Below are 17,127 nucleotides of genomic sequence, written 5' to 3'. Positions count from 1 at the left end.
TGCTCGCCATCAAGCAGACGCTCTACCGCACCTCCAATGACAGCCCGATCGTGCGGGCGCTGATCGACGCGGCGGAGGCCGGCAAGTCGGTCACCGCGCTGGTGGAGCTGAAGGCGCGATTCGACGAGGAAGCCAATATCCGCTGGGCGCGCGACCTTGAGCGCGCCGGCGTGCAGGTGGTCTTCGGCTTCATCGAGCTGAAGACCCATGCCAAGCTTTCCATGGTGGTGCGTCGCGAGGACGGCAATCTCAGGACCTATTGTCATATGGGCACCGGCAACTACCACCCGATCACGGCGAAGATCTACACCGATCTTTCCTACTTCACCTGCGATCCGAAGATCGCCCAGGACGTGGCGGAGGTCTTCAACTTCATCACCGGCTATGGCGAACTCGAGCAGAACATGAAGCTCGCCGTTTCGCCAAAGACCATGCGCCCGCGCATCCTCCAGCACATCGAGGAGGAGATCGAGCACGTCAGGAACGGCCTGCCGGGCGCGATCTGGATGAAGATGAACTCGCTCGTCGACCCGAAGATCATCGACGCGCTCTATCGGGCAAGCGGCGAGGGCGTGCAGATCGACCTCGTGGTGCGCGGCATCTGCTGCCTGCGCCCGCAAGTGCCGGGGCTTTCGGAAAATATCCGCGTCAAGTCGATCGTCGGCCGCTTCCTCGAACATTCCCGCATCTACTGCTTCGGCAACGGTCACGGCCTGCCTTCGGAAAACGCGCATGTCTATGTCGGTTCCGCCGACCTGATGCCGCGCAATCTTGACCGGCGCGTGGAGACCATCGTGCCGCTGACCAACCCGACTGTGCATGAGCAGGTGCTTTCGCAGATCATGCTGGGCAATATCATTGACAACCAGCAGAGCTACGAGATACTGCCCGACGGAACCTCGCGACGTGTGGAGCCGCGCGAGGGCGAGGAACCGTTCAACGCGCAGGAGTACTTCATGACCAATCCGAGCCTTTCGGGCCGCGGTGAAGCCTTGAAATCAAGTGCGCCGAAGCTCATCGCCGGGCTGTTGTCCGGCCACAATAAATAAGCCGGTAGTTTATGGTCGAATCAGAAGCACAGGGGCGCCTTCCGGGCATCAACCCTGTCTCCGTGGTCGATATCGGGTCCAACTCGGTTCGTATCGTTATCTATGAGGGCCTGTCGCGCGCGCCGACGGTGCTTTTCAACGAGAAGGTTCTCTGCGGCCTCGGGCGCGGCATCGCCGCTACCGGCAAGATGAACGAGGAGGGGGGCGAGCGCGCGCTCAGGGCCCTCAAGCGCTTCAAGGCGCTTGCCGTGCAGGCCCGTTCCGTCACCATGCACGTGCTGGCGACGGCTGCGGCCCGCGAGGCGGAGAACGGCCCGGCCTTCATCGCCGCGGCCGAGGAAATTCTCGGCATCGAGATCCGCGTTCTGACCGGCCGGGAAGAGGCGCTCTACTCCGCCTACGGCATCATCAGCGGTTTCTACCAGCCCGACGGGATTGCCGGCGACCTTGGCGGCGGCTCGCTCGAGCTCATCGACATCAAGGACAAGACCTATGGCGACGGCATCACCCTGCCGCTCGGCGGCATCCGTCTTTCCGAACTTTCCGAAGGCTCGCTGACCAAGGCGCGCAATTTCGCGAAGAAGCAGGTGAAGAAGGTCGGCTTCCTCGAAAAGGGGCGCGGCCGCACCTTTTACGCCGTCGGCGGCACCTGGCGTAACATCGCCCGCCTGCACATGGAGATGACCGGCTATCCGCTGACGATGATGCAGGGCTACGAGATCGGTTTCGAGGACATGATGTCCTTCCTCGACCGGATCGGCGAGGACGAGGAACAGAAGGACGAGGCCTGGCAGGCCGTCTCCAAGAACCGCCGCATGCTTCTCCCCTTTGGCGCCATCGCCATGCGCGAGGTGCTGAGCATCATGGAGCCGAAATCGATCTGTTTTTCCGCGCAAGGCGTGCGCGAGGGGCTGCTCTACTCGCTCCTCAGCGCCGACGATCAACAGCAGGACCCGCTTCTGGTCGCGGCCCGTCAGCTTGCGCTTCTGCGCGCGCGCTCGCCCAAACATGCAGCCGAAATTGCCGCCTGGACCGGGCTGATGCTGCGCCGCTTCGGCGTGGAGGAAACGCCGGAAGAGGCGCGCTACCGCCAGGCCGCCTGTCTTCTGGCCGATATCAGCTGGCGCGCCCATCCCGATTTCCGCGGACCGCAGTCGCTGAACGTGATCGCGCACTCCTCGCTCAACGGCATCACCCATCCCGGTCGCGCCTTCATTGCGCTCGCGAATTATTATCGCTTCGAAGGCCTGCGCGACGACGACCACACAAACGGTCTCGGCACGATCGCGACGCCGGAACTGATCGAGCGCGCCAAGCTGCTCGGCGGTCTCCTGCGCGTCGCCTACCTGTTCTCCGCCTCGATGCCGGGGATCGTCGGCGCTCTCGACTTCCTGCCCGGCAAGGAGAGTGATGTGGACCTCGAACTGGTGGTGCCGGCCCAATATGCCGATTTCATCGGCGAACGCGTCGAAGGCCGCCTGCAGCAGCTTTCCAAGCTTACCGGCAAGAATCTGGGCATCGCGACGGTTTAGCGCTGGCCGTCAGGCCGGCACAGGTTCTGATAAGCCTACCCTTATTACGGACGTCATCCTCGGCCTTGTGCCGAGGATCTAACCACGGCTCGGCCGGCGCGGCGTTGGCGTTTCCCATTGGATCTTATTTGGACCGTTTTCTGGGAGACGCTTGTCGAGTAGACGCGTGCTTAGATGCTCGGCACAAGGCCGAGCATGACGGCGGAGAGCAGGGAGGCTTTGTCAACAAACTGAGCCGGCTATCTGGTCCGCCTCGCGCTTTCGAGGCAGGCGTTTCAGCGTCGCTCGGTTTCCTGCGTCTTCCTCAGCGCTGCCACTTCCCGCCGAAGCGCCTTCAGTTCCGACAGGATCATCTGCATCTCCGGCTCCCGCGCCTGGCGGTTTTCTTCCAGCAGTTCCTGCTCGTGCTCCTTCTGCATGGCCGAGACGATGATGCCGATGAAGAGGTTGAGCACGGTGAAGGCGGTGGAGAGGATGAAGGGCACGAAGAACAGCCAGGCATTGGGATAGACATCCATGACCGGGCGGACGATGCCCATCGACCAGCTTTCCAGCGTCATGATCTGGAACAGCGAATAGACCGATGCGCCGAGCGAGCCGAACCATTCGGGAAAGGCCTCGCCGTAAAGCTTCGTGGCGATCACGGCGAAGATGTAGAAGACCAGCGCCATCAGCACGATGATCGAGCCCATGCCGGGAAGGGCGGCCACGAGCCCGCCGATCACGCGCCTCAGTGACGGGATCATCGACAGAAGGCGCAAGGCGCGCAGGATGCGCAGCGCGCGCAGCACCTGAAGCGGGCCGCTTGCGGGCAGAAGGCTGATCCCCACGATCGTCAGGTCGAAGAGGCTCCAGGGGTCGCGGAAGAAGCGCAGCCGGTGGGCATAAAGGCGCAAGGCGATCTCGATGACGAAGATGGCCAGCACGAGCCGGTCGAAAAACAGCAGCGCCGGCCCGGCAAAGCTCTGCATCACCGTCTCGGAGGTCTCGAAACCGAGCGTGATCGCATTGATGATGATGACCGTCAGGATAAAGGCTTCCCACGGCCGGGATGTCGTCAAAGCCAGCACCCTGTCACGCATCTTGTCTCGTTCTCCGCACGCCTCGTTTCGGCAAACGAGATGGGGGAAGGCCTGCCATAAAGCAAGAGCGCCGCTCGCTCATCGGCAGCTGCGCGCGACCCGAAGACTTCACGAATGTGTGAACGTCATTGCCAGGGCCTTACGTGGACCTTTCCGCGGTTCTCCCGCACACTGATGCCATCCTCAAAAACAGGGGAATGGCCATGCTTCGTTACCTTGCGATGCTCGTTCCTGCAGTCCTGTTGCTCGCGGCAGCGAGCGCGGCCGCGCAATCGCGCCCGCCGGTCAGCCAGTGCCAGGCGATTGCCGAACGCCTGCCGGATGTAAGGTTCGCGAGCCTCGTTCCCGTTGCCTATGAGGCGCCGGAGGTGACGATCACCTTTATAGGCCATTCCACCTATCTGATCGAGACGCCGGAGGGGGTGAGGATCGCGACCGACTATTCCGGCTTCCTGCTCCCCGGCGGTCCGCCGGACGTGGCGACGATGAACAAGGCGCATGAGAGCCATTTCACGCTGACGCCGGATCCGGAGATCGGCATGGTGCTGCACGGCTGGGGCGACGTGCCGGGCGAGGCCGCCGATCACGATCTTGTCGTCGGCGATACCTATATCCGCAACGTCGCCACGGATATCCGCGCCTGGGGTAGTTTCGAGGAAGACGGCAATTCCATCTTCATCTTCGAGGTGGCGGGCCTGTGCATCGGGCACCTTGGCCATTTGCATCATGAACTGACCGACAGCCATATCATGGAGATCGGCCGGCTTGATGTGGTCATGGTGCCCGTGGACGGCGGGCTGACGCTCGGGGCGGAGAGCATGCGCAACGTCATCGAGCGGCTTTATTCCTCGATCGTTCTGCCGATGCACCGCACCGGCCCGCGCGTGAGAAGTTTCGCCGAGATGATGGGCGATGGCTTCGAGGTCGTCTATTCCGACAGCCGCTCGCTGACGGTCTCGCTCAGGACGCTCTCCAGTCCGCCGAAAATCATCCTTCTTGAAGGCGTGTGGTAGGTTCTGCGGAACCGTGCCGCTCTTCGCCCCTCAAGCGCGCTTGGGCTTGAACCAGAAGCCCTGCACCCTTATAAGGCGCCCATTCCATCGTTGATAAGATCAAGGCAGGGCGGAGCTCATGGCGGGCCATTCACAGTTCAAAAACATCATGCATCGCAAGGGCCGGCAGGATGCGGTGCGTTCGAAAATGTTCTCCAAGCTGGCGCGCGAGATCACCGTTGCCGCCAAGATGGGCGCGCCCGATCCGGACATGAACCCGCGTCTGCGCCTGGCGATCCAGAACGCCAAGGCGCAGTCCATGCCGAAGGACAATATCGAGCGCGCGATCAAAAAGGCCGCCGGCGGCGATGCCGAGAACTATGACGAAGTGCGCTACGAGGGCTACGGACCGGGCGGCGTCGCCGTCATCGTCGAGGCGCTTTCGGATAACCGCAACCGCACGGCGTCGAATGTCCGTTCGATCTTCACCAAGGCCGGCGGCGCGCTCGGCGAAACCGGCTCGGTTGCCTTCTCCTTCGACCATGTCGGCGAAATCGTCTACAAGCCGGACGCCGGCGACGCGGACGCAATCATGGAAGCTGCCATCGAGGCGGGCGCTGAGGACGTGGTTTCCGACGAAGACGGCCACACCATCTACTGCGCCTTCGAGGACATCAACGAGGTCTCCTCCGCGCTACAGGAAACGCTGGGCGAAGCCGACAGCGTCAAGGCCATCTGGAAGCCGCAGAACACCATCCCGGTGGACGAGGAGCGCGCCACGTCGCTGATGCGCCTGATCGAGAACCTGGAAGATGATGACGACGTCCAGAACGTCTATTCGAATTTCGAGGTCGATGACGAAGTGATGGCCAGACTCTCGGCCTGAGCCTTCAAGACTGGAACTGCGGAAAAGCCGCCGGGCAAGCGCCGGCGGCTTTTTTGTTTCAGGCCGCAGCCCTGGCCAGGCTCTCCCGCAATTCACCGAACAGGGCGACGGATTTCAGCCGCGCCTCGACCGAATGCACAGGCACGGAAATGATCACTTCGTCGGCCCTGGTGTCGGCAATGAAGCCCTGCATCTTCGCCTTCGCCTTTTCCGGCCCGCCGACGACGGCGAACTGGAAGGTGTGCTCGATCGAGAATTTCTCCATTTCGGTCCAGAGGCCATCCATGCTTTTCACCGGTCTCGGCGTCTTGCCGCGGGCATTGCGGCGCAGCGCCACGAAGCTCTGAAGCGCGGAGGTGAAGTGGTAGTCGGCCTCCTCGTCCGTGTCGGCCATCGCCCCCATCACGCCGACGATCACGTATGGCTTTCCGCACTGGGCGGAGGGCTTGAAATTGGAGCGGTAGATGTGGAGCGCGTCGAACAGCATGTCGGGCGCGAAATGCGAGGCAAAGGCGTAAGGCAGGCCAAGGGCCGCCGCCAGATGCGCGCTGTAGGTCGAGGAGCCGAGAATATAGAGCGGCACCTTGGCGCCGGCCCCGGGATTGGCGATCAGCCGCTGGCCCTCTTCCGGGTCGTCCATCAGCTTCTGCAGTTCGACGATGTCATTGGGGAAGGTCTGGGCGCCGGCCTCAAGATTGCGGCGCAGCGCGCGGGCGGTGTTCATGTCCGTGCCGGGCGCGCGGCCGAGGCCGAGATCGATGCGGCCCGGATAGAGCGCTTCCAGCGTGCCGAACTGCTCGGCGATCACCAGCGGCGAATGATTGGGCAGCATGATGCCGCCGGAGCCGACGCGCAGCGTCTCGGTGGCCCGCGCGGCCTCGGAAATGACCAGAGAAGTCGCCGCGCTGGCGATGCCGGTCATGCCGTGGTGCTCGGCGAGCCAGAAACGGGTGAAGCCGGAGGCCTCGGCCTGCCGCGCCATCTGCCGCGTCGCATCGAGCGCTTCCGAGATCGTGCCGCCTTCAACGACGGGGCAGAGGTCGAGTATGGAAAATGCAGTCATCGGACAATCCTGTTCCGGAAAATGAGCGTTGTTCCACACTTAGGAATTAATCATCTGATTTGCAAAGCCCGGCTAGAGGAACTGTCCTGCGATAAAGCGCCGGAAGGGAGCTTGCAGAAAGGTCAGGCATTCTGGCACGCGGCCTTCGGTTTGTTGACAAACCTATCCATTCTACCGACGTCATCCTCGGCCTTGTGCCGAGGATCTAACCACGTCACCGCATGAGCGGAGCATCTGCTTGGCAACTGGCTCAATTCACTCCTGTTTTCATTCGAAACGCTTGTCGCGGCAACGCGTGTTTAGATGCTCGGGACAGGCCCGAGCATGACGAGTGAGGGAATGGTGGCCTTGGCCAAAAGCTGAAGGCCGGGCGCTTTCACGCCCGGCCTTCCTTGTTCTTCACCTTTGCGCGGGTTCAGACGCCGGAGCGGCCGTCCATGCCGATATAGGCGATGCGCAGCATGTTGGTGGCGCCGGGGGTGCCGAGCGGCACGCCGGCGGAGATGATGATCCGGTCGCCGGGCTTGCCGATGCCCTCGTCCACGACGATGCGGCAGGCGCCGTCGACCATGGTGTCGAGATCGGTCGGCTCGTCGGCCACCACGCAGTGCAGGCCCCAGACGACGGAAAGGCGGCGCGCGGTCTTGACCACCGGCGACAGCGCGATGATCGGCACATTCGGCCGCTCGCGCGCGGCGCGCAGGCCGGTCGTGCCCGACGCGGTGTAGCAGACCATCGCCGTCAGCTTCAGCGTTTCGGCGATCTCGCGCGAGGCGAGCGAGATGGCGTCGGCGCCGGTCGCTTCCGGCTGCGGGCGCTGGGCGTAGAGTATCTGCGGGTATAGCTGCTCGCGCTCGATGGTGCGGGCGACGGAGGCCATGGTGGAGACCGCTTCGACCGGATACTGCCCGGCAGCCGATTCGGCCGACAGCATGACGGCGTCCGCGCCTTCGAAGACGGCGGTGGCAACGTCGGAGACTTCCGCGCGGGTGGGAACCGGAGAACTGATCATCGATTCCAGCATCTGCGTGGCGACGACCACCGGCTTGCCGGCGGAGCGGCAAAGGCGAATGAGCTTCTTCTGCAGGCCGGGAACGGTCTCCAGCGGCATTTCCACGCCGAGGTCGCCGCGGGCCACCATCAGCGCATCGCTCATCTCGATGATTTCCTCGATGCGCTCGATTGCCTGCGGCTTCTCGATCTTCGACATCAGGCCAACCTGGCCGCGGGCGATCTTGCGCACTTCGGCAAGATCGTCGGGACGCTGAACGAAGGAAAGCGCCACCCAGTCGGCGTCGCCGGTTTCCAGAACGGCGTCAAGGTCGGCGCGGTCCTTGTCCGTCAGGGCGCCGACGCCCAGGAGCGTGTCGGGAAGGGAAACGCCCTTTCGGTCGGAGATCATCGTTCCGGCAATCACCGTGCATTCGATGCTCTTGCCGTCGCATTTCTCCGCGCGCAGCTGCAGCTTGCCGTCATCGATGAGCAGGCGGTGGCCGGGTTCGACGGACTGCAGGATCTCCGGATGCGGCAGGAAGACGCGCTTCTCGTTGCCGGGCTCATCCTTGTCGTCGAGGGTGAAAGTCTGGCCGATCTCGAGTTCGACCTTGCCGTCGAGGAACTTGCCGACGCGCAGCTTCGGGCCCTGCAGGTCGCAGAGAATGCCGATCGGCCGACCGATGCGGGCCTCGACATTGCGGATACGCTTGATCAGCGTGCGCATCAGGTCATGGCTGGCATGGCTCATATTGATGCGGAAGAGGTCTGCTCCGGCTTCGTGGAGTTTCTGGATCTGCTCTTCTTCAGACGAGGCGGGGCCAAGCGTGGCGAGGATTTTGACTTTTCTGTTTCGTCTCATCAGTTCTGACTTTCTTGGGTGCTGGGCCTTGAGGAAAGCTGAACGGTCCAGCTCTCCTCCCGCCCTGTGTCGTATTCGCTAAATCCCATCTGCTGATAACCCCGCGTGAAACAGTCCTGGACTCCGGTAATCTCGAACTCCTCTTCTGCGACACACATGTTGGTGTAACCGGTCCAACGTCCGCTGCCGGACGCGTCCTCGGCGTAGAGATAGTAATAGCGCGATTGCAAGGGGCCGGGCACGACGGTTGCGCAGGTGGTGGCCGGGAGTTGCCACCATCCCTCCGAAATCCATCCTTCCTCACCCCGATAGCCGACCGCAACGCCCACGAGATTGGCGGTGTCGTTGCAGACCCTGAATTCGGCACGGGCCTGGTCGCTCGGCCAGAGCGTTGCCAGGAAAAGTCCGCCGAAAAAGAGGCCGAGGAGGGGCAGGTGCCGCGTCATGCTCTTGGGTGCATGAGGCGAGGCGCCGAAGGTGAAATGATTCGGTTTCAGTCGCATGTGCCAGATCTCGTTTTGCGTCACCGTGCGGAAGGCGCATTCAATCGATTTGCAGCCTTTATCATAAAGCCCCGCCGCAGGCGAGGCAAATGGCGCGGTTGCGGCTTGCCGATATGCCGACTCTATGCCATCACCCGCATTATTGTTAATTCTGCAGCCGATATCCATGCCGAAGATCAACGCCTACGCGAGAATAGCGGGTAAATATGACACGGGTTTGGTTCTGCTGGCTGATCATGCCATGGCGGACGTGCCCGGGGACTATGGCGCTCTCGGCCTCCAGCGCAGCGTTTTCGCCCGCCATGTGGCCTATGATATCGGTGTCGAGGCCCTGACCAGGGCGCTTGCCGCGCGGCTTTCGGCGCCGGCGGTGCTGTCGACCTTTTCGCGCCTGCTGATTGATCCCAATCGCGGCGAGGACGACCCGACGCTGATCATGCGGATATCAGACGGGGCCATCATTCCCGGCAATCATCCGCTCGCCCCGGAAGAACGGGAAAAGCGGCTTGCGCTTTTCCATCGTCCCTACCACGAGGCGGTCGAGCGGGCGATCGGGGAGGCGGAGGCGGCCTGCGGAAGGCCGCCGCTGGTCATCTCGCTTCATTCCTTCACGCCCTTCTGGAAAGAGACGGCACGTCCCTGGCATGCGGGCGTGCTCTGGGATGGCGACCCGCGCGCCGCGCGTCCGCTGCTTGCCGCGCTTGCGGCGATCGAGGGCGTGATCGTCGGTGACAACGAGCCCTATGACGGCGCCCTGAAGGGCGATACGATGAACCGGCACTGCATGTCCAAGGGCATCGCCCATGCGCTTATCGAGATCCGTCAGGACCTGATTGCCGATGACGCCGGTGTCGCATTGTGGGCGGACCGTCTCGCGCCCATCCTTGCGGATATCGCGCAAGACGAGACACTGCATGCGCGCCGGCATTTTCCCTCGCGCGCATGACGCGGAAGAAAAGGAGGCAGAGATGATGACCCGACCGAGCGAAGAGCAGCAACGCGATCTGGAGGCCGCGGCCTTCCGCCGGCTCGTCGCCCATCTGCGCGAACGCACCGACGTGCAGAACATCGATCTGATGAACCTTGCCGGTTTCTGCCGCAATTGTCTGTCCAACTGGTATCGCGAGGCCGCCGAGGAGCGGGATCTCGTGCTGTCCAAGGAAGACGCCCGCGAAATCATCTACGGCATGCCGTATGAGGAATGGAAGATGCTCCATCAGCGCGCGGCGAGCGACGAGCAGAAGGCGGCGTTCGAAAGCAACAGGCCGAAGGAATGAACGCCGGCGGCGAAGAACGAACTTGACCTTGCCTGCGGTTTTCGGCAGGCAGGAGCCCACGCATTTTCAGCGACACAATTTTCAGCGGCACAAGGAGTTGACCATGGCCGACGACGCACACGGCATTGCGCGCGATCAGCTGCGCTCGATCATCGAACGCATCGAACGTCTCGAGGAAGAAAAGAAGACGATCGCCGACGATATCAAGGATGTTTATGCCGAGGCCAAGGGAACGGGCTTCGATACCAAGGCCCTGCGCAAGATCATCGCCCTGCGCAAGAAGGACGAGCAGGAGCGCATGGAGGAAGAGGCCGTGCTCGATACCTACATGATCGCGCTCGGCATGATTCGGGCTCCCGAGGACGAATAGTCCGCATAAGAGAAGGCGCGGCCGTTCTTGCAGCGGCCGCAATGCCCCCTCAAAACCCGTCGAGTACAAGCTTGAGCCCCGCGAGGAAGGCCATGGCGTACATGAAGGGATAGAACACCTCCATGCGCATGCGCTTGACGACCATGGCTCCGGCGATGGTGGCGACGATGGCGAAGGGCAGAAGGCTCGCCGATGCCGCAAGGTTCGGCGCTCCCAGTTCGCCGAGCGCGTAATAGGGACCGAGCTTGATCACGTTGACGATGGCGAAGAAGCGGACGCTGGCGCCCGTGTAGGACTTCGGATCGAGCTTCAGCGGAAGCGTGTAGATCTGGTAGGGCGGCCCGCCCGAATGCGAGATGAAGCTGGTATAGCCGGCAATGGCGCCCCAGAAGGCGCCCGCAACCGGGCGCTGGCCTTTGGGCGGCTTCTCGATCTTTTCGCCCGGCTTCCAGCGGTCGTAGAAGTATTTCCCGGCGAAGGCGACGGTGGCAAGCCCGACAAGCATGCGGGTCAGCTCGAAGGGCACGGTCGAGAAGGTGTACCAGCCGAGCACCGTGCCGATGAGGGCGCCGGGCAAAAGGGCCTTGAGGGTCGGCCAGTGTCCATGGCGTCGCCACGTCCACAGTGCGACCGCGTCCATGACGATCAGGATCGGCAGCATGATCGCGGCTGCCGTCGCCGGCTCGACGACGAAGGTCAGGATCGGCACGCCGAGCAGCGCCAGCGCGCCGCCCATGCCGCCTTTCGTCAGGCCGACGAGAAGAACGGCGGGGATCGCGGCCGCATAAAAAATCGGATCGGGAAGCATGAAATCAAAGCACCTGTTGAAACTCCGCTCTAACGGATTTATCCGGAAATGGCGAGAGGGGCGAACCGCCTCCGCCGCAGCCGAAGGGATAGAGGAACATGGATACGGAACAGGATCGTTGCCGGCTGGTGCTGATCGCGCCCGAGATCGCCGACATGAAGACGCAGGAGAAGGCCATCGCCGATGCGCTGCGCGGCGGGGACGTGGCCTCGGTCATTCTCCCGCAATATGGCGAGACGGCGGAAGCCTTTCAGAAACGCGCCGAGCTGATCGTGCCGATGATTCAGAACTATGAAGCCGCCGCCATCATCGCCGGGGATACGCGCGTGGCCGGGCGGGCGAAGGCCGACGGCATCCATGTCGAAGGCGGGACCGAGGCCCTTGCCGACGCCATGGATCGGTTTTCGCCGCGCATGATCGTCGGCGGCAGCGGGCCCAAGGACCGGCATCATGCGCTCGAGCTTGGCGAACTTAACCCCGACTACGTCTTCTTCGGCAAGCTGGACGGCGACACGCATCCCCAGACGCATCCGAAAAATCTGGAACTTGGCGAATGGTGGGCGTCCATGGTCGAAATCCCCTGTATCGTCATGGCGGGGAGCGAGCCGGCGAGCGTGATCGAGGCCGCGCTGACCTGGGCGGAATTCGTCGCCGTGGGCAAGGCCGTCTTTGCCGCGCCCGGCGGGCCGGCCGGCATGGTCGCCCAGATCAACGCCGCGCTCGACGAAAAAGCGCCACGGTTTGATTATTGAAGAGGTCATGACCGACCGCACCCGCATCACGCTCGCCGCTCTGATCCTCGCATTGGCGGTTCCCGGCGCCGCACTCGCGATTTCGGCGCGGGAATTCGCGACCGATGCGGACCTGGTCGCGGGCGCTGCCGGCGATCCGAGGCGCGGCGGAACGCTGTTGCCGCCCGGGATGGAGGCTGACGGGCCGGCCGACCCCTACAATTTCGAATTCGCGCAATTGACGCCGGCGATGGAGGACGAGACGCCCGCGCCGCCGCAGCCGCCTTACGACGGGCCGGTGGACGATGCCTACGGCGCCTATCAGCGCGGTCTCGTCGATGCGGCCTATGAGGCGGCGATGGCGCGCGCCGGGCGCGGTGATCCGCGGGCGGAAACGCTGATTGCCGAGCTTGTCGAGCGCAAGCTGATCGCGGAGGGCCGGGCGGGCGAACCTGGCGACTGGTACCGGATGGCCGCCGATAGCCAGGCTCCGTTTGCCCTCAACCGCTACGGCATGTACCTGCTTGGCTCGGATGACGAGGCCGAACACGGAAAGGGACGGGACCTTGTCCGGCAGGCGGCGGAGGCTGGCGATCCGATTGCCGCCTTCAACCATGCGACCCTACTTGTGCAGGAAACGCCGGGGGCCGAAGGGTTGGAACTTGCCCTGCCGTGGTTTGAACAGGCGGCCGAGGCCGACGTCGCCGATGCGCAGTATGCGCTCTCCCAGATCTACCGCGCGCTTGACGGCCTGCCTGCCGAAAAGCGCGCGCTCTGGCGCTACTGGCTGCGCCGCGCGGCCAATGGCGAACATGACACAGCCCAACTTGAACTCGCGCTCGATCTCATAAACGGGACCGAGATGCCGCGCGATATCGCCGAGGGGGCCGAATGGATGCACCGCGCCGCGCTTGCGGGCAATCCAGCCGCCGCCAGCCGGCTTGCCTATCTTTATCTTAACGGCATCGGCACGCCCGTCGACGAACAATCTGCCGCCGTTTTCTACCTCAGCGCGCGAAAGGTCGGTCTGCGGGATGACGCGATGGAGGACATGCTTGCCTCGCTTTCTCCGGAGGCCCTGGAGCGGGCAAGGCTCAGGTCCCGGGCCATTGCGTTGCGATACTAATACGGGTCGAGGCGGCGTAGTTCATTTCGTTTTCTATGTTATCCTCGCCGATTAACGTGTACGTTATAGAAACTCGGAGAGCATGAAATGCGACTGTCCCGTACCGATGGCGGGCTTGGTGGGGGAATGACTGCTTGTTGCAGCTTAGCTTTGTCGGACAGATGATTGGCAGCCTGGGACTGGGCGCCCTGATCGTTATGGGATACGGCCTGGTCCTGCGCCACTTTAGCGGGAAATGGTATGAGGACTATGCTAGCGCTGTCGTTCTCGCCTGCGGCGCCCTGGCCGCAATGACCAACCCGATCGTGCTCGAGTCCGGTTATATCTTCGATGCGCGTGCCGTGTTCATTGCGCTCGCAGGGCCTTTCGCAGGCCCGGGCGGAGCGGTCCTTGTCGCCGCCTGCACGGTCCTGCCGCGGATCATGATCGGCGGCGACGGCGTGACGGCGGGCGTCGCCGGGATCATCATAGCGGCCGGCGCCGGAATCATCTTCAACTGGCTTTTTCCCAACAAGCGCACGCCGGCCGGTTTTCTGCTGCTTGGCTGCCTCGCCGCTTTGATGGTGCTTTCGCTGTTCATGCTCGAGTTTCACACCGCGCTGACGCTGATGGAGAGCATCGGCTTCACGTTGACGCTCGTGAACATTCTCGGCATCGTCCTTCTCGGCTCGGCGCTCGAGGCCACCAAGCGCAACGCCGACTATCTGCGCGACGTGGAGTTCAACGCCGAGCGCGACCCGCTGACAGGGCTTTACAATCGTCGGGCGCTCGGGCAGTTCGAAGGCAGCCTCGGCCAGTCGGTCTCGCCCGACAAGCGGCATGGCTGCGTCGTCCTGTTTGACATAGACCGTTTCAAGTCCGTCAATGACCGCTTCGGCCATGCCCGGGGCGATGAGGTGTTGCAAAGGGTTGCGGCGACCGTGACGAGCCGCATGCGCCGTTCCGATTTCGTGGTCCGTTTCGGCGGCGAAGAGATCGCCGTGGTTCTGCTCTCGACCTCCGTCGATGATGCCTATCGGATCGCCGAGCATATCCGCGCGCTCGTCGAGAAACTGGTCTTCGCCCATGAGGGGGAGACCTTCACGGTCACCGTCAGTGCCGGGATCGCCGCCTTCACGGTGGGGGAGACGAAGCTGGAAGAGGCGTTCGATTATGCCGATCGCGCGCTCTACCAGGCCAAGAATGCCGGGCGCAACCGCACGAAAATACTGTCCGTGCCGGTTTCCCGCGCGGCGGCGGCGCGGGCAAATGCCTGACAGGCCTTGAATTCCGCACCGTTCTGTGGTCATGAACCCGCCAACAGCCTGTTTGCCGGCGGGTAATCCCGCGCCGGCGCAATAAACGAGGATTTCCGGTCATGGCCCGTTCAGCCCTTCTCAATGTCATGGTTCAGGCCGCGCTCAAAGCGGGACGGTCGCTGACCCGCGATTTCGGCGAGGTGCAGAACCTGCAGGTCTCCATCAAGGGACCCGCCGATTTCGTCTCTCAGGCGGACGTGAAGGCCGAAAAGATCGTCCGGACGGAGCTCCTGCGCGCCCGCCCGACCTACGGCTTTCTCGGCGAGGAAGGCGGCGAGGAGAGCGGGAGCGACGGCCAGCACCGTTGGATCGTCGACCCGCTCGACGGCACCACCAATTTCCTGCACGGCATCCCCCAGTTCGCCGTTTCCATCGCGCTGGAGCGTTCCGGCGAAGTGGTTGCGGGCGTGATCTTCAATCCGATCCTTGACGAGCTCTACGTTGCCGAAAAGGGCGGCGGCGCGTTCTGCAACGACCGGCGCATCCGCGTCTCGGCACGCCGCAATCTTGCCGATGCGGTGATCGGCTGCGGCGTTCCCCATCTCGGGCGCGGCCAGCACGGCAAGTTCCTGGTGGAGCTTCGCCATGTAATGGGCGAGGTTGCCGGCATACGCCGTCTCGGCGCTGCCTCGCTCGATCTCGCCTATGTGGCCGCCGGTCGCCTGGACGGCTACTGGGAAGAGGGGCTTTCGGCCTGGGACATGGCTGCCGGCCTGATCCTGGTGCGCGAGGCGGGCGGTTTCGTTTCCGACGGCAAGGGCGGGCAGCAATGCCTGGAAACGGGCAGCGTCGTTGCCGGCAACGAAATGATCCGGATTGCGCTTTACGACCAGTTGCAGCGCCGGCTTGAAAAATAGGGCGCGGCGCTTCCGGTGGACCGAGACCTGTTTTCGTCGCATCGCTCTTCAAATCGCCGGCTTTTTCGAATAGAGCTTTGATACCGGACCGGAGGCGTGCTTCGGGCCCGTTCGGCCGTGCAGCAATGCCGGGCCGCTGCCAGCGATGAGCGGAGGACAGGACGCAATGTCGGATTTCGAACTCGAACAGGACGATCGCCGCCAATCCCAGCCGCGCGGCTACGCCCAGAAGATGTCGAGCCCGATGACCTTCGTCTGGACCATGGTCATCTTCCTGATTCTGGTCGGCTTTCTCGTCGCCATCCTCTACCGTCAGGCGCACGCCTATTTCATGACCAATCCCGGGCTGAACGGCCTGATCCTCGGCGTCCTGCTGATCGGCGTGCTGATGGTGTTCTCGCAGGTGCTGGCGCTTCGCCGGGAGGTGACCTGGCTCAATTCCTTCCGCGCTGCGGGAAGTGCGGATCGAGTCGGTCGCGACCCCAAGCTGCTTGCGCCGATGCGCGCCCTGATCGGCAGCCGCCAGACCATGGCGCTTTCGACCTCTTCCCTGCGCTCCATCCTCGATTCCATCGCCACGCGGCTCGATGAACAGCGCGATACATCACGCTATCTAGTCGGTCTGCTCGTCTTCCTCGGATTGCTCGGAACCTTCTGGGGCCTGCTTGGAACGATCGGCTCCATCGGCGATATCATCCAGAGTCTTGATCCGAATTCCGGCGACAGCGCCGATGTGCTGGACGCCCTGAAGGAAGGGCTTGCCGGTCCGCTGTCGGGCATGGGCACGGCGTTTTCCTCCTCCCTGCTCGGCCTCTCCGGCTCGCTGGTGCTCGGCTTCCTCGACCTGCAGGCGGGACGCGCCCAGAACCGTTTCTACATGGAGCTGGAGAACTGGCTCTCGACCATGACCGACGTCACCTCGGACCTGACGCCGGCGCTTGAAGGCGTTGCCAGCGGCTCGTCCGAACAGTTCGAAATCCTTGCCGAGGAACTGAGGCGCATTGCCGAGGCGAACGGCGCGGGCGCAAGCTCCGTTCCCGCCATGGCGCAGCTTGCCGAGGGCATCCAGGGCGTCGTCAAGAACATGCGCAACGAGCAGCAGATGCTGCGCGACTGGATCGAGGCGCAGCATGAGGAATCGCAGGAGATGCGGCGCACGCTGCAACGCCTTACCGACAAGCTCGGGGACCGGTAGCCATGGCGCTTGCCCGCAACCGCCGATCCAACCGCAGCGTCGACTACTGGCCCGGTTTCGTCGACGCGTTGTCGACGCTGCTGCTGGCAATCATGTTCCTGCTGACCGTCTTCGTGATCGGCCAGTTCATCCTGACGCGCGAAATTTCCGGCAAGGATGAGGTGTTGAACCGGCTGAACAGCCAGATCGCCGAGCTGACTCAGCTTCTGGCGCTGGAGAAAAGCAACAATCAGGATGCGAGCGACACGATCGCCGCGCTGCAGGCTTCGCTTGCCTCGGCCCAGGCCGAACGGTCGCGGCTGCAGGCTCTCCTGAGTGAGGGGGCCGGCGCCAGCGATGCCGCCGATGCGCGCATTTCCTCGCTTTCCGAGGACCTGGAGGCCGAGCGGCAGCTGACGGCCAAGGCGCAAAGTCAGCTCGCGCTGCTCAACCAGCAGATTTCCGCGCTTCGCACCCAGCTTGCCGCGGTCGAGGAGGCACTGGAGATTTCCGAGGCCAAGGAC

17 protein-coding genes and 1 pseudogene are annotated in these 17,127 nt (G+C 63.3%); 13 read left to right on the top strand and 5 right to left on the bottom strand.

Translation table 11 applies throughout. The features are described from left to right. Together ppk1 and ppx are read left to right on the top strand one after the other, a co-directional pair. Positions 1-1,049: polyphosphate kinase 1 (gene ppk1 / locus AC5DC2_RS07165; protein ID WP_491698007.1), on the top strand; the 1,049-nt coding region annotated here is incomplete at its 5' end. An 11-nt stretch (positions 1,050-1,060) separates the two neighbouring features. Then, positions 1,061-2,581 (top strand): exopolyphosphatase, encoded by a 1,521-nt coding sequence (gene ppx / locus AC5DC2_RS07160; protein WP_491698006.1) that lies wholly within the window; start codon positions 1,061-1,063, stop codon positions 2,579-2,581. A gap of 275 nt (positions 2,582-2,856) precedes the next feature. On the opposite strand, the gene AC5DC2_RS07155 is transcribed toward ppx, so the two are convergent. After that, a complete protein-coding gene (locus AC5DC2_RS07155; protein ID WP_491698005.1) occupies positions 2,857-3,663 on the bottom strand; it encodes an ion transporter in 807 nt (268 codons plus the stop codon). 197 nt (positions 3,664-3,860) lie between these two features. Between AC5DC2_RS07155 and AC5DC2_RS07150 the strand changes: the two genes are divergently transcribed. Further along, the gene (locus AC5DC2_RS07150; protein ID WP_491698004.1) at positions 3,861-4,676 is read left to right on the top strand and encodes an MBL fold metallo-hydrolase; all 816 of its coding nucleotides are present in this window, start codon (positions 3,861-3,863) and stop codon (positions 4,674-4,676) included. Between the two features lie 118 nt (positions 4,677-4,794). Next, a complete protein-coding gene (locus AC5DC2_RS07145; protein WP_200334866.1) occupies positions 4,795-5,541 on the top strand; it encodes a YebC/PmpR family DNA-binding transcriptional regulator in 747 nt (248 codons plus the stop codon). Between the two features lie 58 nt (positions 5,542-5,599). On the opposite strand, the gene AC5DC2_RS07140 is transcribed toward AC5DC2_RS07145, so the two are convergent. The 3 genes from AC5DC2_RS07140 to AC5DC2_RS07130 all read right to left on the bottom strand — a co-directional run bounded on the left by AC5DC2_RS07140 (position 5,600) and on the right by AC5DC2_RS07130 (position 8,962). Continuing rightward, positions 5,600-6,604 carry an LLM class flavin-dependent oxidoreductase gene (locus tag AC5DC2_RS07140; protein WP_491698003.1) on the bottom strand — a complete coding sequence of 335 codons (1,005 nt, stop codon included), beginning with the start codon at positions 6,602-6,604 and terminating at the stop codon, positions 5,600-5,602. Positions 6,605-7,019: 415 nt separating this feature from the next. After that, positions 7,020-8,459 (bottom strand): pyruvate kinase, encoded by a 1,440-nt coding sequence (gene pyk, locus AC5DC2_RS07135; RefSeq protein ID WP_024706526.1) that lies wholly within the window; start codon positions 8,457-8,459, stop codon positions 7,020-7,022. Then, the gene (locus AC5DC2_RS07130; RefSeq protein ID WP_491698009.1) at positions 8,459-8,962 is read right to left on the bottom strand and encodes a DUF1036 domain-containing protein; all 504 of its coding nucleotides are present in this window, start codon (positions 8,960-8,962) and stop codon (positions 8,459-8,461) included. The genes pyk and AC5DC2_RS07130 overlap by 1 nt, the downstream gene beginning before the upstream one ends. Before the next feature lie 166 nt (positions 8,963-9,128). On the opposite strand from AC5DC2_RS07130, the gene AC5DC2_RS07125 reads away from it, so the two are divergent. The 3 genes from AC5DC2_RS07125 to AC5DC2_RS07115 all read left to right on the top strand — a co-directional run bounded on the left by AC5DC2_RS07125 (position 9,129) and on the right by AC5DC2_RS07115 (position 10,609). Further along, on the top strand, positions 9,129-9,908 hold the full coding sequence (locus AC5DC2_RS07125; RefSeq protein WP_491698002.1) for an N-formylglutamate amidohydrolase: 780 nt from the start codon (positions 9,129-9,131) through the stop codon (positions 9,906-9,908). 25 nt (positions 9,909-9,933) lie between these two features. Beyond that, a complete protein-coding gene (locus AC5DC2_RS07120; RefSeq protein WP_491698008.1) occupies positions 9,934-10,239 on the top strand; it encodes a DUF1244 domain-containing protein in 306 nt (101 codons plus the stop codon). 103 nt (positions 10,240-10,342) lie between these two features. Then, positions 10,343-10,609, top strand: coding sequence for a DUF2312 domain-containing protein (locus AC5DC2_RS07115; RefSeq protein WP_024706522.1), 267 nt, complete (start codon positions 10,343-10,345; stop codon positions 10,607-10,609). Between the two features lie 49 nt (positions 10,610-10,658). Here AC5DC2_RS07115 and AC5DC2_RS07110 read toward each other — a convergent pair whose 3' ends face one another. Beyond that, the gene (locus AC5DC2_RS07110; protein ID WP_024706521.1) at positions 10,659-11,417 is read right to left on the bottom strand and encodes a sulfite exporter TauE/SafE family protein; all 759 of its coding nucleotides are present in this window, start codon (positions 11,415-11,417) and stop codon (positions 10,659-10,661) included. Positions 11,418-11,515: 98 nt separating this feature from the next. On the opposite strand from AC5DC2_RS07110, the gene AC5DC2_RS07105 reads away from it, so the two are divergent. The 6 genes and pseudogenes from AC5DC2_RS07105 to AC5DC2_RS07080 all read left to right on the top strand — a co-directional run. Next, positions 11,516-12,169 carry a thiamine phosphate synthase gene (locus AC5DC2_RS07105; protein WP_024706520.1) on the top strand — a complete coding sequence of 218 codons (654 nt, stop codon included), beginning with the start codon at positions 11,516-11,518 and terminating at the stop codon, positions 12,167-12,169. 7 nt (positions 12,170-12,176) lie between these two features. After that, entirely contained in the window at positions 12,177-13,274 is a 1,098-nt protein-coding gene (locus AC5DC2_RS07100; RefSeq protein ID WP_491698001.1) for a tetratricopeptide repeat protein, read from the top strand. Positions 13,275-13,408: 134 nt separating this feature from the next. After that, positions 13,409-14,530 (top strand): GGDEF domain-containing protein, encoded by a 1,122-nt coding sequence (locus tag AC5DC2_RS07095; protein ID WP_152534438.1) that lies wholly within the window; start codon positions 13,409-13,411, stop codon positions 14,528-14,530. A 101-nt stretch (positions 14,531-14,631) separates the two neighbouring features. Further along, on the top strand, positions 14,632-15,429 hold the full coding sequence (locus tag AC5DC2_RS07090) for an inositol monophosphatase family protein (RefSeq protein WP_024706517.1): 798 nt from the start codon (positions 14,632-14,634) through the stop codon (positions 15,427-15,429). 166 nt (positions 15,430-15,595) lie between these two features. After that, positions 15,596-16,624 (top strand): hypothetical protein, encoded by a 1,029-nt coding sequence (locus AC5DC2_RS07085; protein ID WP_024706516.1) that lies wholly within the window; start codon positions 15,596-15,598, stop codon positions 16,622-16,624. Positions 16,625-16,626: 2 nt separating this feature from the next. Further along, a pseudogene (locus AC5DC2_RS07080) lies at positions 16,627-17,127 on the top strand (peptidoglycan-binding protein); the annotation flags it as partial.

It is taken from the genome of Martelella sp. (genome assembly GCF_984369615.1).
This window is presented reverse-complemented; position numbering and strand designations above follow the sequence as displayed.